Here is a 22,690-nt window from a genome sequence, read left to right on the forward strand (position 1 = left end):
CCGCCGACATTCTGCTTGTAAGGCAGACGCTCTACCAACTGAGCTAAGCGCCCTTTAACGTCTTCATCGTTTGTGAGGTGCATTATAGAGAATCTTTAACAGGTGTCAAACGCTTTTCGACTTCTTTTTAAAAAAATGCGAATGAATGATTAAAAATAAGTCATTATTAAGTAAAAAACAATTTTTTGTATTTTATTTAAACACTTATTTCAATATTTTCTGCATTTACACCGCTAATCAAGAATAGATAAAACTCGTACTCAGGTTAAAGATTGTTCAGACAAATAAACTAATGCATCTTCGGCAACTAAATCAAATAGCTCAATGATTTCTTCATTACGCATTCGAACACACCCATGTGACATTGGCACCCCCATTGGTTGCGTGTCTGGAGTTCCATGAATGTAGATATAACGTTGCATAGTGTCGTGGCCTTCCCCTTTATTAAAACCTTCTTCTAACCCATCTAACCAGAGAATACGAGAAAGTATCCAGTCTCGCTCAGGATATTGGGCAGCTAACTCAGTGCTATAAACCTCCCCTGTTGGCTTACGCGCGATAAAAACTGCATTTTGGGGAGCCTCTGCACCAATTTTCTTCGCCACTCTATGCCATCCACGTGGTGTTCTACCCGTGTTTTCCTGCTCACCAATTCCATTCTTTCCTGTAGAAATGACATAAAACTTATTATGTTTAGGCAAAGTTAATGTTTGGTTTGCTAAATCGATGAGAACATCAGCATCTTCGAACTTAAATTGAGACATTGAACTTATTCTCTTATATCAACTCAAATATTTTGAGTTTAACTAAAAAATTATTGTAAGGGCTTCTCTTGCACTGAAAATAAAAGATTATCAATCTTCTTCTATCTACGCGCAGTTTTACTGCTTGTCTTACATCAAAATAAAAGATTATTAATCTTTTATTTTGGCTCAGGGCGTAGCCATAACCAAACTGCAACGATGAACATAGTAATATCAGTAAAAGCCTTGACCAAAAGTGGCGCTGAAGTAAATAGCATTATAATTCCGCTAATTGCCATCATTATGCTTGCAATCCACTTCGCTTTACGAGGTACTGTGCCATTGGCTCGCCAATCACGTAATGTTGGTCCATATTTAGGGTGGTTTAACAACCAATCATCCATTTGTGGCCAGCCTTTTGAAGCAGCCCAAGCAGCCAGAATCAAAAACACTGTTGTCGGCATACCTGGTAAAATTGCTCCAATAATGCCTAGCGTGATAAAAATCACGACTAAAGAGCGCCAGAACAATGTTCGCATATATAAACCTTAACCTGCTGTTGGCGTTAGTATAAAGTGTTTTTCTAATGTTTTTTGTTGATCCGTTATGAAATTAGGATGAATTACTTCGAGTATTAAATGTATGAATATTGCCTCAGTTAAAACGTCCTATTTCGAGCCATGGCTTCAATTTCAACATCCAATAGTCCGACAGCTGGCATTTTGTATTGCTAGTCCAAATTTACTTACCCAACTACCAAAAAGTCTATACATACAACATCATTTTAAGCTACATCCACCCGAAGTATGGGAAAGTCATTTTCAAAATTATTTGCCACGTTTAAAAGAGCTCGATCAGTCCCCAGAGCCTTTAATTCAGTTTTTATCTCAGCTTAAAAGTACACGTTTAGGTTTACGCTTTGAGCATCTACTCTGGTTTTGGTTACAAGAGGATCAGTACCATCCCTATCAATTATTGGGACATAGTATTCAAAAAATTGAGGGGGCAAAAACATTAGGCGAGCTGGATTTTTTAATTTTAAATAAAGACACTCAAAAAATTGAACATTGGGAGGTCGCCTTAAAATATTATCTCGGTGAGGCAGATTTACATTTAGAACAATGGATTGGCCTGAACCGTCAGGATACTTTAAGCAAAAAGCTTTACCACTTTACCAACAAACAATTTCAATTTCTTGAAGCATTAAACTTTGAAATTCATCAACGCTTTGCAGTTTTAAAGGGACAACTTTATCTACCTTTAGAGTTAAATTTACAGCAGCCTCTACCTGACTGGATCAATTTAAAGCGTCGTTTGGGCTATTGGGGCACCACAATTCCTCATTCTTCTTTTTATCGATTAGAAAGGCACGAATGGCTGTGTCCAAATAAACAGCCTAGTTCCGCCCCAGCACATTGGTGGACAGACGGCTTATATTGTAAAAATGGTCAGGAAGTTCTGTTTTATATGTTTAGACATTCTTCACACTTAAAATTGAAGTCCAACATGCAGAAATTTAGATAATTAACAATAAATTTAAGATTCTAGACACATTTTATAACGTTTTTACTATTAAACAGTCATGTTTCTTTTTCCGTTTGTTTTTTAATCTAAATTTACTTCATTATTAAATTTAAACGGAGAAAATGATGAAAAAAGTTTTAGCTGCTTCTGTAATGATTGCTGTTGTTTTAACAGGCTGTAATACGTTTAAGGGTTTTGGTAAAGATGTTTCTAAAGCAGGTGATGCTGTAACGAATACTGCTGAAAAAACACAAGATAAAATGTAAGTTAGAGTTATCACTAAAAAACCTTATCATTCCGATAAGGTTTTTTTATTTTTACGTACCCATCACGTAGAGATTCGCCTATTATATCGGACTATATTTCACCTGATCAGCACGCAATTTCCGGTATGAACCATTCAGATACTCTCTCGCTTAGCCTAGAACTTTTACAACAACCTTCTGTTACTCCAATTGATCATACTTGCCAGACCATCATGGCAGACCGTTTAAGCCAAGTTGGTTTTCATATTGAACCAATGCGTTTTGGTGAGGTAGATAATCTCTGGGCACGTCGTGGAACTGAAGAACCTGTATTTTGTTTTGCAGGTCATACTGACGTAGTCCCGACAGGTAAATTAGAAGCATGGAATTCAGACCCATTTGCACCTGAAATCCGCGATGGAAAATTATATGGTCGCGGTTCGGCAGATATGAAGACAGCTTTGGCTGCTATGGTTGTCGCATCTGAGCGTTTTGTAGCAAAACATCCAGACCATAAAGGCTCTATCGCATTTCTAATTACTTCTGATGAAGAAGGTCCTGCGGTTAACGGTACGGTTAAGGTTATTGAGACTCTTGAAGAACGTAATGAAAAAATTAAATGGTGTTTGGTCGGCGAACCCTCAAGTACTCATAAATTAGGTGATATTGTTAAAAATGGGCGTCGTGGTTCCCTCAATGCAGTATTAAAAGTCCAAGGTAAACAAGGCCATGTGGCTTATCCACATTTAGCACTAAACCCAATTCACGAAGCATCACCTGCTTTAACAGAACTATGCCAAAGCGTTTGGGATAATGGAAATGAATATTTCCCAGCAACATCATTTCAGATTTCAAATATTCATGCTGGAACTGGCGCAACCAACGTAATTCCAGGTACTTTAGAAGTTACTTTTAACTTCCGTTATTCAACAGAAGTGACTGCTGAACAGCTTAAACAACGTGTTCATGAAATTTTAGATAAACACGGTTTACAGTATGAAATCGTTTGGAATCTCTCTGGTTTACCTTTCCTGACGCCAGTTGGTGAACTCGTTAATGCAGCTCAAACTGCGATTTTAAATGTAACTGGCACTGAAACTGAGCTTTCAACAAGTGGTGGTACTTCTGACGGACGTTTTATTGCTCCAACAGGCGCACAAGTATTGGAGTTAGGGGTTCTTAACGCAACAATTCATCAAATTAATGAACATGTTGACGTACATGACCTCGATCCATTGACTGATATTTATGAGCAAATTTTAGAAAATTTATTAGCTAAATAAAAATTAAAAAGGAACTCAAATTGAGTTCCTTTTTTTTATAAATGAAGTGAATTTTGAATATATTGCAAATTAGGAACATGGTAGCGTTGATTCTCCATACGCACATATTTAAATACAGTTGGGTGCTGTAAAGAGTCCTGTATATCTTCGTTTTCATCTACGACTTCAGAAATACGCAGACGAACTGAAACTGGCATCGATTTACATATGAGTGCAAAACGTTGGCTGATATCTTCACTTTCAATAACTAATGCCACCGCTCGCGAATCAATTTCATTATGCACTGTATAGACTGGAAGTTTTACGTCATGCCATTCAATATGCTTGATACCATTTTTAACATCCATAGCTGATAACACTATGTTTTGTGGCAATAGCATCGGCACTTGCTGATCGCATTCAATAATATATGCATCAATAAAACCAGTTGAAACAGTAATTAAATGTTGAAGTTCTTGCTGATCCATTTCATTAATTAAAGATGTACTGATATGACTCTTCATTAGGCAAGTTCCTCTTCACGTGTCGTGAAAAAAGCATCAATATTGTGAAGTAAGTCTTCTTCTTGGAAAGGTTTACCCATGTATTGGTTAACCCCTAAAGTAAATGCTCGTTCACGGTGTTTTTCGCCAGTTCTGGATGTGATCATAATGACTGGCATATCTTGATGTAGATCATGATGTCGTACGAGGTTAAGTACCTCAAAGCCATCCATTCGCGGCATTTCGATATCAAGCAGCATCAGATCTGGTTTAATATTTTCCAACTGCTCAATTGCATCAATACCATCTTTAGCAGTGACTACGTCATAGCCCTGACGTTCGAGTAAACGAGTCGTTACCTTACGGACTGTGACAGAGTCATCTACAATCATAATGAGACGGCGTTCATCAGACTCACGTTGTCTATAGATAGCTTCATTAAGCTGCTTATGTCGGCGAGTAGACTGAATTTGGCGAGCAATATTTTGTCCATCTAAAATTAGACAAACTTGACCATCACCTAAAATAGTTGCGCCTGCAATCGCGCCAATACTAGAGAACTGCTGCCCGATTGGCTTGACCACAATCTGCGCACGTGAACCAATAAGCTGATCAACCAATAATGCAATTGTTTGTCCATTATTGGTCTTAATCATTAATACTGGTAGTGAATACATCATCCCGCTTAAACGTGGAATTGGTTGATTACCAACAAACTCAGATAAATAGCGTAATGGATAGCGTTTATTTTCAAATTCAAAGAATTCTTGTGCGCTTCCAAAATACTGTTCTAATGATGTTGGTGAAACTCGAACAATTCGATCAATTTGAGCCAATGGAATTGCAAATTGTTGATCAGCAACTTTAACCATTAAGGCATCACTAACAGCTACTGTGGTTGGAACACGTATGGTAAAGATTGTTCCTTGCCCATACACAGAGTCCACACTCACATGTCCGCCCAAAGCTTTAATATCACTTTGTACAACATCTAGTCCTACACCACGACCTGAAATCTGAGTGACTTGATCGGCCGTACTTAACCCTGGATGGAAAATCAACTGTAAAATATCTTGATGTTCTAATACTTGTTCAGGATTAATCAAACCAGACAATAGGGCCTTTTGACGGACCTTCTCGATATCAATACCTCGGCCATCATCCTTAAATGTAACAACAACATCCGTACCTTGACGATGAATATTCAGTTCAATACGTCCAGTTTCTGGTTTTCGCGCTTGTTCACGCTGCACACGATCTTCTAAACCATGGTCAATTGCATTTCGAAGCATGTGCTCAAGTGGCGTAACCAAACGCTCTAGCATTGTCCGGTCTAATTCACCTTCGGTATTATTAACAAAAAGCTCTGCTGGTCGATCCAATGCAGTAGAAGTCTGCCTCACAATTCTTTGTAAACGAGGTAGCAATCGAGAAAATGGTACTAATCGTGTTCGCATTAGGCCTTCTTGAATTTCGGCCTGAATACGTGACTGCTGTACCAGCAAACTTTCAGTGTCTCTGATTTTTTCAGATAATGTATTTTTAAAATCCACTAAATCCGATGCAGATTCGGCAAGTGATTTCGATAATTGATTCAATGAAGAATATTGGTCCATCTCCAGAGGATCAAATTCGGTATAACGAGAGTGCTCAATACCGTGTTTTGCAATAATCTGACTTTCTAATTCGCCTTCCATTCGACGTAACTGGTCTGCTAGTCGTTGAATGGCTAATTCCATTTCCACTAACGTATGACCAAATTGACTGAGATCCATTTCAATTCGTGAACGGTTAATCGAATTTTCACCAGACAAATCAATCATTTTCTCAATTAAATCTGCCGAAACCCGGATCATCTCATTATTTTGTTCAAGATGCCGCGTTTGTTCCCATGCCCCCATCATTGGCGGTGGTTCTGCCCCATCACCTTGCACAAAGCTCATTACAGGTTCAGTGCTAAATAGATCAGTTCTGGTCAACTTACTTGGAATTTGTATTGCAGTTTCAATAAACTGAATATTTTCTAAACTTTGTTGTAAACCATCGAAATGTTGATAATTTTGCTTGAAAATTGCCTCTTTTAACCAAACAATCGCACTCTCTAGCAAGTTGTCATAAATATTTGAGCTAAAATGATAAAGCGCAAATTTTTCAAAAGCATTTTCAAGTTGATAGGCAATCGCTTGTACGGTTTCAAGTCCCACCATACGGGAACCACCTTTCAAGCTGTGCACTGCCCTTTGTAGCTGAAGCAAGATACTACGATTGGTACGCTGCTCAAACCACTGCTTTAATAGGTGATCGGCCATCTCTAACAGCTCGGCCGCTTCCTCCATAAATGTCTGCTCGACAACAGAGTCAATATCCTGATCTTGGATACTGTCTGTATAGCCTTCTGCATCAAAAGCTTGTAATTCTGTGTGTTCAACAAGTCTATTATTAGACTCAACAATCTGCTCAAAATTAGAAGTTAACTCATCGAGATTTAACGCAGTATTGTGTATAGCTTCTTGTTGTAATACTTCAAAACTTAATTCTGGTACAACATCTGTTTCAGACTCTGCTTGCATCTCTTTAGCAGCAGACCCGAGGGAATTATATACCTTACCTGCATTCTTAAGTGCTTGAATAGTATGAGAAGCAGAATAATCTAGGTGCTGTTCACGTACTATTTGTAGGCGATCAGCTAAATCATCTTGAACCAAACGGATAAAATCAATGAGAGCAGATGAAGTAATTAACTGTCTTTGAATTAAGCGCTCATAAATACTTTCTAATTCATGTGCAATTAAACCAATATAATTTGCCTGAATCATATTTGCCCCACCTTTTAAGGTATGCAAATAGCGCATCAGATTATTAAGAGCAGCAAAGTTCTCTTGATCATTAACCCAAATATTAAGATCTGTATCCATTCCTTCAAGCAACTCATCGGCTTCTTCAAGAAAAATATCTAACAGTTCTGGATCAAAATAACGGTTTACATGCTCAGTAGACATGAACTGGCGATCTAAATGCACACTCTGACTCATCACTACATGATCAGTTAATACACTTTCGATAGATGCTGAAGATTCATTTGCTGTTTGTTCTACATCAGCACTAAATAGCAACTCAACAACTTCCTGATGACTTTCTAATGGTTCAGAATTAAGACTTGGAATATATTGGGTATATAGTTTTAGCTCTTCCAAAATATTTTGGTGTTGCTCAATAATACTAACTCTTTGACCCGCAGCTAATGCATCAAATAACTGAATTAATTGTTGATGTGCTTTCTGATAAATTTCAAAAACATAATCTGAGTGTAATAAATCAGGTCGATCAAGCAATACGTCATAGCTATCTTTCAGCTGGTTCGTATATTCATATAAACCAACCATGGCCTGCGACTGAGTATGTTGCAATAACAAATCAGCTTGTTCACTTAAACGTTCAAGATAATGAGGAAACTCAGAACGAATTCCCTTTTCAAAATCTAACTCTGCATCAAGTAATTCTGAAACATCTAGCTGTAAAAGCTGAGATACTAGACCATGCGGAGGCGTGAGCGGGCTCGCATGCTCCCCATGCTGCTCCATATAAGCATCCCAAACCTGATTGAACTGTTTCAGGTTAGAGTCTAATTGCTCATTAGAGCAATGCTCAGCCAATAGATCTAAACAATTTCGAATAAACTGATGGTAATCACGGAGTAGTAAAATTTCTTCTGAATGAGAAGATAGCTCTTCTTGTAATAGGATTTTAAATAAATGCTCAACCTTGGTACTGGCATCAAAAATTGCTTCTACCCGAGCCATTGCCGAGCTGCCGCGCAACGTATGTAATGCACGGATTAGCGCATTGTAACTCTCGTGCTGATGTATTTCTTGTTCTAAGAATTGATCGATGGTCGCTAAGTGTTCCTCCGCCTCTTCCATAAATAAAACTAAGGTTTCAGCAAGGTTATGTTCACTTTCTATGGCGGTTTCTAGAGTTAAATCATCTGATTCCTGTTCTAAATCATCCACCTCTAAACCAGTCTTAGTTTCCGCAGTGAGAGTATCCGATAATAATAAAAGTTCTTCTAAAGCAGGCTCTAGACTTTGCTGTTGTTGTAATTGTTGTCCCAATAAAATAAGAGGTCTAAAATCTACTGCATGTTCCTTTTTAGATTTAAAGTCATCTACTAATTTAAAGAAATAGAACTTAAATACCAACTGAACATATTGTTGGATGTTAGGAGTTAATGTGAGACTCTCATTGATTACACGATTAAGCGTATCTTCTACAGTCCAAGCAAGCTCAGCAGAGGATTTCGCTGCAATCATTCGCCCTGAACCTTTCAAGGTATGAAAATGGCGACGGATCTCAGTCAGCGTAGCAACATTTTTAGATTGCATCCATTCATGAATCAAAGATTGCAATTCAACAAAAATTTCTTCAATTTCTTCAACGAAGATATCAAGAAATTCAGCATCTTGTTGAGAATAGCTATCTTCCGGTAGCATCATTGCTTCAGTTAAAGTTTTTAATATTTCTTTCATAGCAAAGGCTTCTTTTGCTTGTCCCCTAAATGGAGAAAAACGACAGAGTCAACACCAGATAAATAGCTGTGTCCCCAATACTTATCTGGTGTTGTTAATACTTTTTAGAAGAATAGCTAGTATAGAAACAGCTATCCTCGTCCCCAATTTAATCAGGTAATTTAAAGTCCGTTACCGATTCACGTAATGACTCTGCCATATTTGCTAATTCAGAAACAGAACGCGCTGTATCGAATGTCGCAGTTGTCGTTTGCGAAGTAATTTCTTGTACGACGGTCATGGTTGTCGCAATGTGACTCGCAGATGCAGACTGAAGTTTTGCTGCATCAGAAATGTTGGCCATCAAGTTTGCCAAGTCACCAGATACTTTTTGAATCTCGTCCAAGGCAATACCTGCATCTTTTGCCAAGTTCGCTCCGCGCACAACCTCAGTGGTTGTTTGTTCCATTGAAATAACAGCTTCATTCGTATCGGTCTGAATTGTTTTAACCAGAGTTTCGATCTGTTTAGTTGCCGATGCAGAACGTTCTGCAAGACGCTGTACTTCGTCTGCAACCACGGCAAAACCACGCCCTGCTTCACCTGCCATAGATGCTTGAATTGCTGCATTTAATGCAAGAATGTTTGTTTGGTCTGCAATGTCATTAATTAACGATACGATGTTACCAATTTCTTGTGAAGACTCACCCAAACGTTTAATACGTTTAGAGGTTTCCTGAATCTGTTCACGAATCGTGTCCATACCTTCAATTGAACGGTTTACTACTTGTGCTCCATTAGAAGCAATTTGTACCGAACGTTCTGCTACTTCGGTAGATTCAGATGCATTTGAAGATACTTGGTCAATTGATTGCGCCATTTCATTCATTGCGGTTGATGCGCCGGCAATTTCTTGTGCCTGATGCTCTGATGCTTCTGCCAACTGGTTAGTAATATTTTGTGTATCCTGCGTATAGCGGGCAACTTCCTGAGAAGTTTCATGAATTCGGGATACAAGATCACGTAATTGGTCAATCGCAAAGTTAATCGAGTCGGCAATCGCTCCAGTAAAGTCCTCAGATACCGTTGCATATGAACGCAAGTCACCATCTGCCAAGTCGGCGATTTCATCTAGTAAACGTAAAATCGCGTTTTGGTTACGGTCATATTCTTCTTGCAAGGTAGCTACACGTTGTTTATCTGCTTTACTACGAAGTGATAAAAGCTTTAAGACCGAGCTAATTAAGCCAAGAAGTGACAATGTAAGAAGTGCAACTAAAGTAAAGGCTTTCCAACCATAGTGTGTTTGCTCAGAAAGATTACCCAATGCAGATAACATCTCATCAGATTCTGAGAAGATCTCACCTGATGACTGACGTACGTTTACAATCTGATCTGTATGTTTAAGAACTGATGCCGCTGCAGATTTTAAAACTTGATCATACTCAGATTTAATACCTTCCAAAGACTCACGCACTTCTGGGGACTCAACTCTAGCAACACCCAATTCAGCATTTCCATTTAGCTGTGCATTTAAATACACACCAAAGGTCTCAATATCCACACCAAAATCATGTGCTGAGGTCTGAGAGTTTTCTGTACCAACCAAAACGGAGTTAATAGAGCGTAAAATACGTTCTGCAATAAATACCTGGTTTTTAGCAATAATCACCTGATTGCTCGCTACTTTTTCGCGAACCATCTTATCGACCATCAAGTTATATTCAGCCTGAATCTCAGGAATAGAGTCACTAATCGAGATATTCATGTTGTATAACTGATTAATTACGTCCTGATGTGACGAGATCAAGTTAATGTCATAAGACAAAGCTTTCCACAGGACCGCAACCTTTTTGTATTCTTTTGAAGATGTACCATAAATATTTTCAACATCTTTCATATTTTCTGCAAAAAGTTTATTTGATTCAGCCAAGTCTTTCATGGCTTTAGGTGATCCAGAAGCCGTTGCTTCTGTAGCCTGTCTAGAAATAGTTTGTGACAATAAACGCAACTCACCCAAACTACGTGTTAATTGGTTATGTCGAGGTACGCTATAAAATAAATAAACGAGCGAAGTTAAAGCAAATACTAAACATAACAACGCTACATAAAGGATAGGCTTGGACTTTTTACTTTCCCCAAATAAACTGGCGTATTGATCAATTTCCGACTGGATTTTTGCAATAAAATTGAGACCCGATTTTTCGGACGCAACACGATTGCCGCCTTTCTTTTTAAGCTTAAAGCCCATAGCTTCTCCCCAGAAAATACTCTGTTTTTCACAGCGTAAAAATTAGTTTATAAATTTTGTCGATGCATTCATGTAATGTGGGTTTTGCAATAAACGACTAAATAAAAAGACATGCCAATGCTGGTTATGTTGGTGAAAATAACCTTGGCAATAATCTTTTAGATTTTCCTCTAAGTCTAAGCTTTGAGAAAAAAAACTTTTTTTATTAAAGTGCTGAATCCCCAAGACCTGATCCACAACCAACCCCACATACTGGTCGTGATGGCTAATACATAACACTTTTTGGGCAGACGAAAATGTACTTCGTTGCCCTGAAATAAAATGAGCCAAATCAGAAACCGAAAGCAACCGCCCCCGAATGTTCGCCAAACCCTTCACCCAACTTTGAGCATTTGGAACTGGCGTATATTTCGGTGGATAGATAACTTCTGACACTTCCCCAAGTGGTGCGACGAAGTATTGCCCTCTCATTTCAAAAGCAATCCCTGACCATCGCTGTGCTTCATTTTGAACTGAAGCGTAATTCTTATTACCCCGTTTAGACAAACGAAGTAACTCGATAAATCCATTCGCTGCCATACTCGATCCTATAAAACGGGCATATAACCCCGTTATTTATGTTTTTATGGATGGATGAGTTACTTTAGAAATTGTTTAATTACATCAATCAATTGCTTTTCTTCGATAGGTTTAATCAGATAGTCGATTGCACCTTGACGCTTGCCCCATACTCGGTCAGTTGCCTGATCTTTAGTACTCACGATTACCACAGGAATATGCTTAGTGTCTTCATCACGGGTAATCTGGCGTGTTGCCTGAAAACCATTTACACCTGGCATTACAACATCCATTAACACTAAGTCAGGCTGTTCTGCTTTTGCCAAAGTTACACCATCTGCACCATTAGATGCTTCAAGTACGTCATAACCATGCTTGGTTAGAATTTCTTTAAAACGAAAAGTTTCTGTTGGTGAATCATCAACAATGAGAATACGTGTCATTTCTTTGCCCTTAAATTACTTAATTATGAACTTACGTGATTACGAATCGCGTTTAACAATTCATCTTTGCTAAAAGGTTTCGTCAAGTATTCATCTGAACCTACCACACGCCCTTTTGCCTGATCAAATAAACCATCTTTACTAGAGAGCATGATAACGGGAATGTTCTGATAATTTTGAGAGTTTTTAATCAAAGCGCAAGTTTGATAACCATCTAAACGAGGCATCATGATATCGACAAAAACAATATCTGGATTTGCTTCTGCAATTTTGGACAAAGCTTCAAATCCATCCACCGCAGTAATCACTTCACAGCCTTCTCGCTGTAATAAAGTTTCGGCTGTACGGCGAATGGTTTTTGAGTCATCAATTACCATTACTTTCAGATTTTGGAATGCATCTTCCATTTAATCTTCCATCCCCAATAAATATAAAATATAAATGCAATTTAACTTAAATTTGTTTTTACGCATTTATAAGCATTTTTAACATATCTCACGGTCTATTTTCAATGAGGCATTTTTGTCTACTTTCTCATTTACAAACAATAACTTTTAACCTCATCACACTTTAATTGAAATTATCATTTTTTTTATAATGACTATATTTTTATTCAGCTAAATAATAACTAATATAATAAAGATTAATTATTTAAAAATAAGCGATTTAGCTTTCTTTTCTGGGGATTTTCAATGAATGATTGGATGAAATATGCCTTTTATAGGAACTGCTTGTCTGTATCTATAGGCATTATTTCCTTCGGTTCACTCTTTTTCTGGGCCTCTACCCTTGCTATAGCCGATACTTCTAAAGTGGTCTGGTATCGTTATTATGATCAACACGGTACGGCCAATATCAGTACATCAGTCACACCTGCTCATATTCGTTATGGTTATGAAGTTCTAGATCAAAATATGCAAGTGATTAAAAGAAACCATTCTTATAATGCGCAGGCTGATTTAAATCAATCAAGTCAACGGGCATTATCAGCACGGCATAGAGAACTAGATATCAAATTAAAAAAAGCCTATAGCAATAGTAAAACAGCCACGATTAAAAGAGATCAAGCATTACTTGCTATAAAGAAGCAAATTAACTATCAACAGGAACAACTCGACCAGTTACAACAAGACAAAATTTTATTTAAACGTCAAGAAATGGAATATTTCAGAAAGAGAGAAGTTATTCCTGAGCATCATAAGACGTTGATTGAAAACAATCTAAATAATATTTACAGGGTCAAACAAACACTTGAAACACTTTCCAAGACCTACAACCGTACCAATAGCGAGTATGAAAATATTATCGAACGTTTAAAAAAGCTTGAATAACTGTAAAGGTTTATCAAGAATAGGGGCAAAATAAAATTTGAATTATAGGATGATGCTGTATGCACAAAATGCATCTCACCCCTTCCACTATTTTTAAACTGAGTATTATTAGTTTATGTTTGATTTTAGCTGCATGTAATCAGCAAGAAACAACTAAAACAACGGCATCAGCTCCAGCAAAAATTGAACTCATTCCTCAAGACCTGATTGCAGTTAAAGAGGGAGCACTTGACTCTCAAACTGCTTTTACAGGAACGATTCGTGCGGTTCAGCAAAGTTCAATTCAGGCTCAAGTGAGCGCCACGGCGACCACTGTAACTACAAATGTTGGCCAACAGGTACAAAAAGGCCAAGTTTTAGTGAGATTGAATAATCAGGACAATGTTGCACGATTAGCACAAGCGCGCGCCAACCTTGCATCAGCTCAATCACAAGCTGAACTTGCACGCAATTTAATGAACCGAAAGCAAAGACTGTTTAATCAAGGGTTTATTGCTCGTGTTGAGTTTGAACAGAGTCAGGTTGACTACAAAGGCCAACTTGAAAGTGTAAAAGCTCAACAAGCGAATGTTGATATTGCTCGAAAGGCTGATCAAGACGGAATTATTACCAGTCCAATTTCAGGTGTGATTACTAAACGACAAGTAGAACCTGGTCAGACTGTATCAGTTGGTCAAACGCTATTTGAAATCGTAAATCCAGACCAACTTGAAATACAGGCCAAGTTACCAATTGAGCAACAGTCTGCTCTTAAAGTAGGTAACAGTATTCAATATCAGATTCAGGGAAATTCTAAACAATTAAACGCAACGCTTACTCGTATTTCACCTGTTGCAGATCAAGACAGCCGACAAATCGAATTTTTTGCAGTTCCTAAAGAAAAAATTGATTCGTTAAGCATAGGGGCTTTCATTAATGGAAATATTCTTCGTAGTGATACCAATCAAGGCCAAACGATTCCTTTAGACAGCATTCAAAATATGCAACATGATCCTTTTGTATGGGTGGTACGTAATCACACTATTCAAAAAGTTAAAATTCGAGTGATTGAACAACGCTATAACGACAATATTGCTTTGGTTGGTGGCTTGCAAAGCACAGATCTGGTGAGCCGTATTCAATTTGAAGATTCCGACATTAATAAAAAAGTGACGGTTACAAACGACAAAAATAAATAAGGTAGCAAATAGCGTATGTGGTTTACTCGAATCAGTGTGAAATACCCCGTTTTTACTATTATGATGATGATCAGCTTAATGGTACTCGGGTTAGCTTCTTGGAAACGGATGACCGTTGAAGAGTTTCCAAATATAGATTTCCCATTCGTAGTAGTCACTACAGAATATGCTGGTGCTTCGCCTGAAGCTGTCGAATCAGATATTACTAAAAAACTCGAAGATCAAATCAATACGATTTCAGGCATTAAGCAAATTACTTCACGTTCAAGTGAAGGTTTTTCAATGGTCGTTGCAGAGTTTAATCTTGATACATCTTCAGCCATTGCAGCACAAGATGTTCGAGACAAAATTGCTCCCGTCACAGCACAGTTCCGTGATGAAATTGATACACCAATTGTACAGCGCTACGACCCTTCCTCTAGCCCAATTATGTCAGTCGTATTTGAATCTACTAGCATGAATTTGGCTCAATTAAGTTCATATGTCGATAAACGGATCGTGCCTCAACTCAAAACCGTGTCTGGTGTCGGTAATGTGAATTTATTGGGGGATGCCAAACGACAAATACGAATAAAAATTCTTCCTGAGCAATTACAAAGTTACGGTATTGGCATCGATCAGGTCATTAATACGTTAAAAAATGAAAACATTGAAGTTCCTGCTGGAACCTTACAACAAAAGAACTCTGAACTGGTTGTACAGATTCAATCAAAGGTTATTCATCCCCTTGCATTTGGCGATTTGGTGATTGCCAATAAAAATGGTTCACCGATTTTTTTAAAGCAAGTCGCAACTGTTGAAGACACTCAAGCAGAACTACAATCAAGCGCTTTTTATAATGGTAAAACGGCTGTCTCTATTGATATTTTAAAAAGTTCCGATGCCAATGTAATTCAAGTCGTAGACAAAACTTATCAAACTTTAGAGAAGTTAAAAGCTCAGATGCCTGCGGGTTTAAATTATAAAGTCGTAGCTGATAGCTCTAAAGGCATTCGCGCTTCAATTAAAGACGTTGCCCGCACTATTATTGAAGGTGCCGCCTTAGCAGTTTTAATTGTTTTATTATTTTTAGGCTCTTTCCGCTCTACCGTCATTACAGGTTTAACCTTACCCATTACCCTTCTTGGAACCCTAACTTTTATCTGGGCTTTTGGGTTTAGCATTAACATGATGACGCTGTTAGCCCTATCACTCAGTATTGGTCTATTAATTGATGATGCGATTGTCGTTCGGGAAAATATTGTAAGACATACAGAACTTGGCAAAGATCATGTCACCGCTGCCCTTGAAGGGACAAAAGAAATTGGTTTGGCTGTACTCGCAACTACCCTTACTATTGTGGCCGTCTTTTTACCTGTTGCCTTTATGGGCGGACTGATTGGACGTTTCTTTTATCAGTTTGGTGTAACAGTGAGTACCGCTGTTCTAATTTCAATGTTTATTAGCTTTACACTCGATCCAATGCTTTCTGCTCACTGGAAAGATCCGGTCAAGAAAAAAGATAATTGGCTACAACGGTTTTTTGACCATATTTCTAATTTGCTAGATCGGCTTAGTCATGTATATGAAAAGCTATTAAAACTTGCTCTACGCTTCCGTTTCATCACGGTGATTATTGCAATCGCTTCATTATTTGCTGCATTAGGACTTTCTAAACTCATTGGAACTGAATTTGTACCTACCCCAGATAAAGGTGAAATTCGGATTCAGTTTGAAACTCCTGTAGACGCTTCTTTGGAATATACCCAAGCAAAACTCCATCAGGTTGACCAAATTATCAGGCAATTTCCAGATGTCGTTTCAACTTATGGTGTTGTCAATAGTGGGGTTGATTCTGGTAAAAACCGCGCCGGTTTGGGCGTTACCTTAAAGCCGAAACAACAGCGGAATAAGGATCTTAATACGCTCAATAATGAATTCCGTGATCGTTTGCAAACTGTAGCGGGCATTCGAGTTACGTCTGTTGCCGCAGCACAAGATTCTGTCTCGGGTGGGCAAAAGCCAATCATGATTTCTATTAAAGGGACAGACTTAAATGAACTACAAAAAATTTCAGATCGTTTTATCGCTGAAATGGAAAAAATTAAAGGTGTAGTTGATTTAGAAAGCTCTTTGAAAGAACCAAAACCAACTTTGGGTGTTCATATTAATCGTGTACTGGCAAGTGATTTAGGCCTATCTGTTTCACAAATTGCCAATGCGATTCGTCCATTAATTGCTGGTGATAATGTGACAACATGGGAAGATCGGGATGGTGAAAACTATGACGTTAATGTCCGTTTAAACGAAAATAAACGTATGCTGCCGCAAGATGTTCAGAACCTATATCTCAACTCAAATAAAACCAATGCCAATGGGCAAAACATTTTAGTTCCACTTAACGCAGTGGCAACGACTGAAGAGAAACTCGGTGCTTCACAAATTAATCGACGTGATCTTGAGCGTGAAGTGCTCATTGAGGCAAATACCTCGGGACGTCCTAGTGGCGATATTGGCCAAGACATCGATAAAATGCAAAAGGCGTTTAAGCTACCTGCGGGCTATACATTTGATACTCAAGGTGCCAATGCCGATATGGCAGAATCTGCCGGATATGCATTAACAGCAATTACCCTATCGATTGTATTTATCTATATTGTTTTAGGTTCTCAATTTAATAGCTTTATCCATCCTGCTGCGATTATGGCCTCTTTACCATTATCACTCATTGGCGTATTCCTTGCCCTCTTCTTGTTCCAAAGCACACTGAACCTGTTTTCGATTATTGGCATTATCATGCTTATGGGGCTTGTCACTAAAAACGCTATTTTGCTTATCGATTTTATTAAGAAAGCGATGGATCAGGGTGTCAGCCGTTATGATGCTATTTTACAAGCTGGCAAAACTCGTTTACGCCCAATTTTAATGACCACAAGCGCTATGGTGATGGGGATGGTTCCATTAGCTTTAGGTCTTGGCGAAGGCGGTGAGCAAAGTGCACCAATGGCTCACGCTGTGATTGGGGGAGTGATTACCTCTACCCTATTGACTCTTGTGGTTGTACCCGTCATTTTCACTTATCTAGATGACTTGAAAAACTTTATGCTGCGTCAAACTCGACGATTCATGTCATAATGCAGCGATTATCGTATAATCTGCGTTTTTATAACGCTTAACTTTTAGGACTTTTTCCATGCGCGCAAGCCGCTTTTTATTTGCAACGTTGAGAGAAACCCCAAATGATGCTGAAGTGATTTCACACCAGCTCATGTTACGTGCGGGGATGATTCGTAAATTGGCATCTGGTTTATATACATGGCTGCCGATGGGAACACGTGTGCTTAAAAAAGTAGATGCAATTGTTCGTGAAGAAATGAACCGTTCAGGTGCAATGGAAGTATTCATGCCCGTGACTCAACCTGCAAGTCTTTGGGAAGAATCAGGTCGCTACGAACAATACGGTCCTGAATTATTACGCTTTAAAGATCGCCATGCGAACCCATTTGTACTTGGACCAACGCATGAAGAAGTTATTACGGATATGGCGCGTAACGAACTCAAAAGTTATAAGCAGCTTCCTGTAAATTTCTATCAAATTCAAACCAAATTCCGTGATGAAATTCGTCCACGTTTTGGTGTAATGCGTTCACGTGAGTTCATCATGAAAGATGCTTATTCTTTCCATGCAACTCAAGAATCGTTACAAGAAACTTATGACGTGATGTACGACACATACAGCCGTATTTTCACTCGCTTAGGCTTAGACTTCCGCCCAGTACAAGCGGATACAGGTTCAATTGGTGGTTCAGCTTCACATGAGTTTCACGTTTTGGCTTCAAGTGGTGAAGATGACATCGCATTTTCAACTGAATCTGATTATGCAGCAAACGTTGAAATGGCTGAGGCTGTTTTAGTGGGTGAACGTGCAGCCCCTACTCAAGAACTAAAATTGGTTGAAACACCAGATCAGAAAACGATTGACGATGTCTGCCAATTCTTAAATGCTGATCCTAAGCAATCTGTTAAAGCATTATTGGTTCAAGGCGTGGCTGACGAAAAAAGTCAGGTTCCTGTCGTTGCTCTATTTGTACGTGGTGACCACGAACTTAATGAGATTAAAGCTGAGAAGCATCCTTTAGTGGCTGCCCCTCTTACTTTTGCAACTGAAGAACAACTTCAAGCATTTGGTTTAACTGCTGGCTTTACAGGTCCACAAGGTTTAGTCGAAAAAGGCTTAACTGTGATTGTTGACCGCGCTGCATCTGTTCTTTCAGACTTCGTTGCTGGTGCAAATGAAGCTGACAAACATGCTGTAGGTGTAAACTGGGAGCGTGATGCACAAATTACCGAAGTTTTCGATTTGCGTAATGTAGTTGAAGGCGATCCATCTCCAGATGGCAAAGGTACACTACAAATTAAACGTGGTATTGAAGTAGGCCATATTTTCCAGCTTGGTACTAAATACTCAGAAGCTTTAGGCTGTAAAGTTCTAGGTGAAGATGGCAAACCATTTACAGTAACCATGGGATGCTACGGTATTGGTGTAACACGTGTAGTTGCAGCTGCAATTGAACAAAATTACGATGACAAAGGCATTATCTGGCCACAAGCCATTGCACCTTTTGAAATTGCAATTGTTCCAATGAATGCGCACAAATCACCCCGTACTCTTGAAGCAGCAGAATCTCTTTATGCAGAGCTTCAGGCACAAGGTTTTGATGTATTACTTGATGATCGTAACGAACGTCCGGGCGTTAAATTCTCTGACCTTGAATTAATGGGTATTCCACACCGTATCGTGATTGGTGAAAAAGGTCTTGATGCAGGCACTTTTGAATATAAAGGCCGCCGAGATGCTGAAGCGAGCAATTTAACCAAAGAAGAACTTTTAGCTAAGTTAGCGCGTTAATAAATATATAAATAAAAAAGCAGCTTTTAGAAGCTGCTTTTTTTTAGCTTAGTTTTTATGCCTGAACTGTTAAGTCTTTGATGGTCGTTGATGAACCATTGGTTTTAACAGACTCAATTCCTTTATCTCGTGAAGCTTCGCTCGCATAGAATTGACTTGTGCCAATGATTTGATGATTTGCAGCTTTTAAATTGAAATAAGGTTTCCCATTCTTTGCAGTTAAACGCTCATATCGCGCGTCATCACCACTGTTTTTTTGAATTGATTCAATACCATTTGCAGCAGAGGCTTTTGCCTTATATAGCTCACTATTTAAAATAGGTTCACCATTTCCTGCCTTCAAGATAAAGCGGTATTGACCATCACTCGATTGTGAAATTTCGTACCATCCTGCCATAAAAACCTCATTTTTTTGTTGGTGTGGGTATCACTTTCGTTATTATTCTGGACGAAAGTTATTTGTTATTTATGACAATATAAATGGGCAATCACTCCTTGAACAGCCCATTTTTTATACTTTTTCGTAATAAAATTATAATGATGTTAGGAATTTAAAAAGCAGAGATATAGACGTATATCTCTGCCGAAATGTAATGAAAATTAACAATTTAAGCTTTTTTTACAAATTCAGATTTTAATTTCATCTGACCAATACCGTCGATTTTACAATCGATATTGTGACCGTCACTTGCATCTAGAACTAAGCGAATCGTTTTTACTTTCGTGCCTACTTTTACCACTGAAGATGAGCCTTTAATTTTTAAGTCTTTAACTACAGTCACGCTGTCGCCATCGGCTAAAATATTTCCATTAGCATCTTTAATAATTTCTTGCTCTTCAGTTGCTAAAGCATCTCCTTCTTTCCACTCATTTGAGCATTCAGGACAAATCAATAAGTCGCCATCTTGGTAAGTATATTCTGATTGGCATTTTGGGCAATTTGGCAAAGACATGAAAAAAATCTCAAAAAGTATATTATGCGAGATATGACTCATTTTTTAAAGTTTTAAATAAAAGACTTTTACCAAAAAAAAATTTATATATTCATTTTGAGTTTTTACTTAATAAATATTCTTTCAAAATAATTGCATGGTTATTTTCAACATCTTTTGCTGAATATAAAAGCGTAACTGTATGTTCTACTACAATGTGTTGTAGCTCTTCGACTGCGGAGTTGGTTTCAAGCTCTTTTAAATAACGCTGCTTAAATTCTTCCCAATGATCTGGCGTTGCCGCATGGAACCACTTGCGCAGTTCTGTTGAAGGTGCCACTTCTTTTAACCACAAATCTAAATGAGCATTTTCCTTACTAATCCCCCTACTCCATAGACGGTCAACCAAAATTCGCTTTCCATCACTAGGGTCAGCATTTTCATAAATTCTTTTAATGTGTATATCCATTTCTGACACCTACTCAGCTTAATCTAAATAGTATTGGCTTAATCATCACATTGATTTGCCTACCTGTACAATTTAAATCTTTTGCTCTAAATATTGTCTAAATTTGCCATTATTCATTAATTCAGGCATATAAATTGCTTTTGAATTTTTCATTATTTTATCAAATGGTAAAAAATGAAATATTATATTTATCCATGTTCATCTCAAAAAGACGCCCCTTATTTGATTTTGTCATCTGGGTTAGGTGGTCATGCTAGTTTTTGGAGTCCACAGCTTGAATCGTTGAGTACGCATTTCAACATCGTAACTTATGACCAAGAAGGCTGTCACCAAGACAGTGCTTTATTACCTGCACACTACCATATGTGTGACATGGCAAATCAAGTACTACACTTATTAGAACATCTTCAAATTCATGAATTCCATATGATCGGGCATGCTTTGGGTGGCATCATCGGAATGGAACTCGCAAAGCAACTACAATCCAGCTCAATTACCATGCTCAGCCTGACACTGATTAATGCGTGGGATGAGTTAGATGCCCATACGCAAAAATGTTTTGATGCCCGTATCGCATTGTTAGCATCAGCAGGCGCTGAAGCCTATGTGCGTGCACAGGCATTGTTTTTGTATCCTCCAGCATGGATTTCTCAGAATCATAGTCACATTAAAAATACCGAAGATATTCAACTCCAAAACTTTCCACCTAAGACAAATGTATTTGCCCGACTCAAAGCGTTGATGGATTTTCAATTACAAGCAGAACACGTACAGGCATTGCAAGACACCGCTATTCATATCGTTGCTAATCAAGATGATTTTTTAGTTCCAGTAAATAAATCACACGATCTGTTTACTCAACTTGATCATGCTCAAATCAATATTTTGCCTTCTGGTGCACATGCTTCCACAGTGACCGAATCTCAACGACTAAATCAAACGTTCATTCAATTTTTCCATAGCATTAAGGTTTTATCATGAATGCAAAAACATTAAATATTTTAGATCAACTCTTTTTAGAAGCCAGAACCCACAGCAAATGGTTAGACAAAGCCGTCAGCCCTGAGCAAATTCAACAAATTTATGATCTGGTCAAAATGGCACCGACTTCTGCCAATTGTAGTCCTGCTCGTTTTGTATTTTTAACCACACCGGAAGCTAAACAAAAACTCAAGCCAGCATTGTCGTCTGGCAATGTAGAAAAGACGATGACAGCTCCTGTCACTGTTTTGGTTGCAACCGATGCAAAATTTTATGACAAACTTCCAGAACTATTCCCATATGCCGATGCAAAATCATGGTTTACATCAACTGAAGCCGTAGCACATGAAACTGCCTTTCGTAATAGTTCATTGCAAGCTGCATATTTAATTATGGCATGTCGTAGTTTAGGTTTAGATACTGGACCAATGTCTGGTTTTGATGCGAAACAAGTTAATGAACTATTTTTCGCAGGGACAAATCATCATATTAATCTCATCATTAACATTGGCTATGGCGACCCTCAAAAAGTTTATACTCGCCTCCCCCGTTTAAATTTTGAAGAGGCTTGTCGGGTGGAATGAATAAAGTCCACAACACCATCTTCAACCTCAAAAGAGAAATACCTTAGTTCTACACGGCGACTTCAATGTCGCCTTTTTTATTCTGCTGCTTTATAACCCTTGAATGTAGTAAATACTCCTAAAGTGAAATTGATCAAATGATGCACAATGAAGCAAGTTAGTTTCTCCTTGGTGCATGATTGCATTATTTTTTATCATTTGATAAAAATTATACCAAACAATAAATATAAAATACTGATAAATATAAAAATATAAAAGTTGGCACACAGTATGCATTATTAAAAACACATATT

General features: G+C 38.2%; 20 protein-coding genes. 9 read left to right on the forward strand and 11 right to left on the reverse strand.

Annotated elements, in window-relative coordinates:
- Positions 1-260 precede the first annotated feature (260 nt).
- A complete protein-coding gene (elsL, locus tag RMB03_RS14230) occupies positions 261-764 on the reverse strand; it encodes a cell wall-recycling L,D-carboxypeptidase ElsL (RefSeq protein WP_311076683.1) in 504 nt (167 codons plus the stop codon).
- Between the two features lie 158 nt (positions 765-922).
- Positions 923-1,282: a YbaN family protein gene (locus RMB03_RS14235; protein WP_004639014.1), complete on the reverse strand. Its 360-nt coding sequence runs from the start codon at positions 1,280-1,282 to the stop codon at positions 923-925.
- Positions 1,283-1,385: 103 nt separating this feature from the next.
- Here RMB03_RS14235 and RMB03_RS14240 point away from each other — a divergent pair, with 103 nt between their 5' ends.
- The 3 genes from RMB03_RS14240 to dapE all read left to right on the forward strand — a co-directional run bounded on the left by RMB03_RS14240 (position 1,386) and on the right by dapE (position 3,795).
- Positions 1,386-2,267, forward strand: coding sequence for a DUF1853 family protein (locus tag RMB03_RS14240; protein WP_311076684.1), 882 nt, complete (start codon positions 1,386-1,388; stop codon positions 2,265-2,267).
- Between the two features lie 122 nt (positions 2,268-2,389).
- The gene (locus tag RMB03_RS14245; protein ID WP_003655297.1) at positions 2,390-2,533 is read left to right on the forward strand and encodes an entericidin A/B family lipoprotein; all 144 of its coding nucleotides are present in this window, start codon (positions 2,390-2,392) and stop codon (positions 2,531-2,533) included.
- A 125-nt stretch (positions 2,534-2,658) separates the two neighbouring features.
- Complete coding sequence (gene dapE / locus RMB03_RS14250; protein ID WP_056483376.1) at positions 2,659-3,795, forward strand: succinyl-diaminopimelate desuccinylase; 1,137 nt, start codon at positions 2,659-2,661, stop codon at positions 3,793-3,795.
- Positions 3,796-3,830: 35 nt separating this feature from the next.
- On the opposite strand, the gene RMB03_RS14255 is transcribed toward dapE, so the two are convergent.
- The 6 genes from RMB03_RS14255 to pilG form a co-directional block, all read right to left on the reverse strand.
- On the reverse strand, positions 3,831-4,298 hold the full coding sequence (locus tag RMB03_RS14255) for a hypothetical protein (protein ID WP_004639007.1): 468 nt from the start codon (positions 4,296-4,298) through the stop codon (positions 3,831-3,833).
- Positions 4,298-8,803, reverse strand: coding sequence for an Hpt domain-containing protein (locus RMB03_RS14260; RefSeq protein WP_311076685.1), 4,506 nt, complete (start codon positions 8,801-8,803; stop codon positions 4,298-4,300). Before RMB03_RS14260 ends, RMB03_RS14255 begins: the two co-directional genes overlap by 1 nt.
- 148 nt (positions 8,804-8,951) lie before the next feature.
- Positions 8,952-11,033 carry a methyl-accepting chemotaxis protein gene (locus tag RMB03_RS14265; RefSeq protein WP_017392491.1) on the reverse strand — a complete coding sequence of 694 codons (2,082 nt, stop codon included), beginning with the start codon at positions 11,031-11,033 and terminating at the stop codon, positions 8,952-8,954.
- A 42-nt stretch (positions 11,034-11,075) separates the two neighbouring features.
- Positions 11,076-11,612 (reverse strand): chemotaxis protein CheW, encoded by a 537-nt coding sequence (locus RMB03_RS14270; RefSeq protein WP_005309806.1) that lies wholly within the window; start codon positions 11,610-11,612, stop codon positions 11,076-11,078.
- Positions 11,613-11,671: 59 nt separating this feature from the next.
- Entirely contained in the window at positions 11,672-12,034 is a 363-nt protein-coding gene (locus tag RMB03_RS14275; RefSeq protein ID WP_005036319.1) for a PleD family two-component system response regulator, read from the reverse strand.
- Positions 12,035-12,057: 23 nt separating this feature from the next.
- Positions 12,058-12,441 (reverse strand): twitching motility response regulator PilG, encoded by a 384-nt coding sequence (pilG, locus tag RMB03_RS14280; RefSeq protein WP_000389061.1) that lies wholly within the window; start codon positions 12,439-12,441, stop codon positions 12,058-12,060.
- Positions 12,442-12,726: 285 nt separating this feature from the next.
- Between pilG and RMB03_RS14285 the strand changes: the two genes are divergently transcribed.
- The 4 genes from RMB03_RS14285 (at position 12,727) to RMB03_RS14300 (ending at position 19,431) form a co-directional block, all read left to right on the forward strand.
- Positions 12,727-13,365 (forward strand): hypothetical protein, encoded by a 639-nt coding sequence (locus tag RMB03_RS14285; protein ID WP_311076686.1) that lies wholly within the window; start codon positions 12,727-12,729, stop codon positions 13,363-13,365.
- A 68-nt stretch (positions 13,366-13,433) separates the two neighbouring features.
- Entirely contained in the window at positions 13,434-14,543 is a 1,110-nt protein-coding gene (locus tag RMB03_RS14290) for an efflux RND transporter periplasmic adaptor subunit (RefSeq protein WP_311076753.1), read from the forward strand.
- 15 nt (positions 14,544-14,558) lie between these two features.
- A complete protein-coding gene (locus RMB03_RS14295; RefSeq protein ID WP_311076687.1) occupies positions 14,559-17,657 on the forward strand; it encodes an efflux RND transporter permease subunit in 3,099 nt (1,032 codons plus the stop codon).
- 58 nt (positions 17,658-17,715) lie between these two features.
- The gene (locus tag RMB03_RS14300) at positions 17,716-19,431 is read left to right on the forward strand and encodes a proline--tRNA ligase (protein WP_311076688.1); all 1,716 of its coding nucleotides are present in this window, start codon (positions 17,716-17,718) and stop codon (positions 19,429-19,431) included.
- 55 nt (positions 19,432-19,486) lie between these two features.
- On the opposite strand, the gene RMB03_RS14305 is transcribed toward RMB03_RS14300, so the two are convergent.
- The 3 genes from RMB03_RS14305 to RMB03_RS14315 form a co-directional block, all read right to left on the reverse strand.
- A complete protein-coding gene (locus RMB03_RS14305) occupies positions 19,487-19,828 on the reverse strand; it encodes a YegP family protein (RefSeq protein ID WP_080027723.1) in 342 nt (113 codons plus the stop codon).
- A 211-nt stretch (positions 19,829-20,039) separates the two neighbouring features.
- Positions 20,040-20,384 (reverse strand): zinc ribbon domain-containing protein YjdM, encoded by a 345-nt coding sequence (locus RMB03_RS14310; RefSeq protein ID WP_311076689.1) that lies wholly within the window; start codon positions 20,382-20,384, stop codon positions 20,040-20,042.
- Between the two features lie 91 nt (positions 20,385-20,475).
- Positions 20,476-20,832, reverse strand: a complete 357-nt coding sequence (locus RMB03_RS14315) for a DUF488 family protein (protein WP_311076690.1) — start codon at positions 20,830-20,832, stop codon at positions 20,476-20,478.
- 174 nt (positions 20,833-21,006) lie between these two features.
- Between RMB03_RS14315 and rutD the strand changes: the two genes are divergently transcribed.
- Together rutD and RMB03_RS14325 are read left to right on the forward strand one after the other, a co-directional pair.
- Complete coding sequence (gene rutD / locus RMB03_RS14320) at positions 21,007-21,813, forward strand: pyrimidine utilization protein D (RefSeq protein ID WP_311076691.1); 807 nt, start codon at positions 21,007-21,009, stop codon at positions 21,811-21,813.
- Positions 21,810-22,397 carry a malonic semialdehyde reductase gene (locus tag RMB03_RS14325; protein WP_311076692.1) on the forward strand — a complete coding sequence of 196 codons (588 nt, stop codon included), beginning with the start codon at positions 21,810-21,812 and terminating at the stop codon, positions 22,395-22,397. The genes rutD and RMB03_RS14325 overlap by 4 nt, the downstream gene beginning before the upstream one ends.
- Positions 22,398-22,690: the final 293 nt, after the last annotated feature.

The sequence above is a fragment of the Acinetobacter sp. V91_7 genome, from assembly GCF_031799075.1.
GTDB classification, from domain to species: Bacteria; Pseudomonadota; Gammaproteobacteria; order Pseudomonadales; family Moraxellaceae; genus Acinetobacter; species Acinetobacter calcoaceticus.

Excerpts from the sequence above, each read along its gene's own strand:
- RMB03_RS14290 (WP_311076753.1), top strand. The coding sequence starts at position 13,434 with ATGCATCTCACCCCTTCCACTATTTTTAAACTGAGTATTATTAGTTTA.
- rutD (WP_311076691.1), top strand. The coding sequence starts at position 21,007 with ATGAAATATTATATTTATCCATGTTCATCTCAAAAAGACGCCCCTTAT.
- RMB03_RS14305 (WP_080027723.1), bottom strand. The coding sequence starts at position 19,828 with ATGGCAGGATGGTACGAAATTTCACAATCGAGTGATGGTCAATACCGC.
- RMB03_RS14310 (WP_311076689.1), bottom strand. The coding sequence starts at position 20,384 with ATGTCTTTGCCAAATTGCCCAAAATGCCAATCAGAATATACTTACCAA.
- RMB03_RS14325 (WP_311076692.1), top strand. The coding sequence starts at position 21,810 with ATGAATGCAAAAACATTAAATATTTTAGATCAACTCTTTTTAGAAGCC.
- RMB03_RS14240 (WP_311076684.1), top strand. The coding sequence starts at position 1,386 with ATGAATATTGCCTCAGTTAAAACGTCCTATTTCGAGCCATGGCTTCAA.
- RMB03_RS14245 (WP_003655297.1), top strand. The coding sequence starts at position 2,390 with ATGATGAAAAAAGTTTTAGCTGCTTCTGTAATGATTGCTGTTGTTTTA.
- RMB03_RS14265 (WP_017392491.1), bottom strand. The coding sequence starts at position 11,033 with ATGGGCTTTAAGCTTAAAAAGAAAGGCGGCAATCGTGTTGCGTCCGAA.
- RMB03_RS14255 (WP_004639007.1), bottom strand. The coding sequence starts at position 4,298 with ATGAAGAGTCATATCAGTACATCTTTAATTAATGAAATGGATCAGCAA.
- pilG (WP_000389061.1), bottom strand. The coding sequence starts at position 12,441 with ATGGAAGATGCATTCCAAAATCTGAAAGTAATGGTAATTGATGACTCA.
- RMB03_RS14300 (WP_311076688.1), top strand. The coding sequence starts at position 17,716 with ATGCGCGCAAGCCGCTTTTTATTTGCAACGTTGAGAGAAACCCCAAAT.
- dapE (WP_056483376.1), top strand. The coding sequence starts at position 2,659 with ATGAACCATTCAGATACTCTCTCGCTTAGCCTAGAACTTTTACAACAA.
- RMB03_RS14235 (WP_004639014.1), bottom strand. The coding sequence starts at position 1,282 with ATGCGAACATTGTTCTGGCGCTCTTTAGTCGTGATTTTTATCACGCTA.
- RMB03_RS14260 (WP_311076685.1), bottom strand. The coding sequence starts at position 8,803 with ATGAAAGAAATATTAAAAACTTTAACTGAAGCAATGATGCTACCGGAA.
- elsL (WP_311076683.1), bottom strand. The coding sequence starts at position 764 with ATGTCTCAATTTAAGTTCGAAGATGCTGATGTTCTCATCGATTTAGCA.
- RMB03_RS14285 (WP_311076686.1), top strand. The coding sequence starts at position 12,727 with ATGAATGATTGGATGAAATATGCCTTTTATAGGAACTGCTTGTCTGTA.
- RMB03_RS14315 (WP_311076690.1), bottom strand. The coding sequence starts at position 20,832 with ATGGATATACACATTAAAAGAATTTATGAAAATGCTGACCCTAGTGAT.
- RMB03_RS14295 (WP_311076687.1), top strand. The coding sequence starts at position 14,559 with ATGTGGTTTACTCGAATCAGTGTGAAATACCCCGTTTTTACTATTATG.
- RMB03_RS14270 (WP_005309806.1), bottom strand. The coding sequence starts at position 11,612 with ATGGCAGCGAATGGATTTATCGAGTTACTTCGTTTGTCTAAACGGGGT.
- RMB03_RS14275 (WP_005036319.1), bottom strand. The coding sequence starts at position 12,034 with ATGACACGTATTCTCATTGTTGATGATTCACCAACAGAAACTTTTCGT.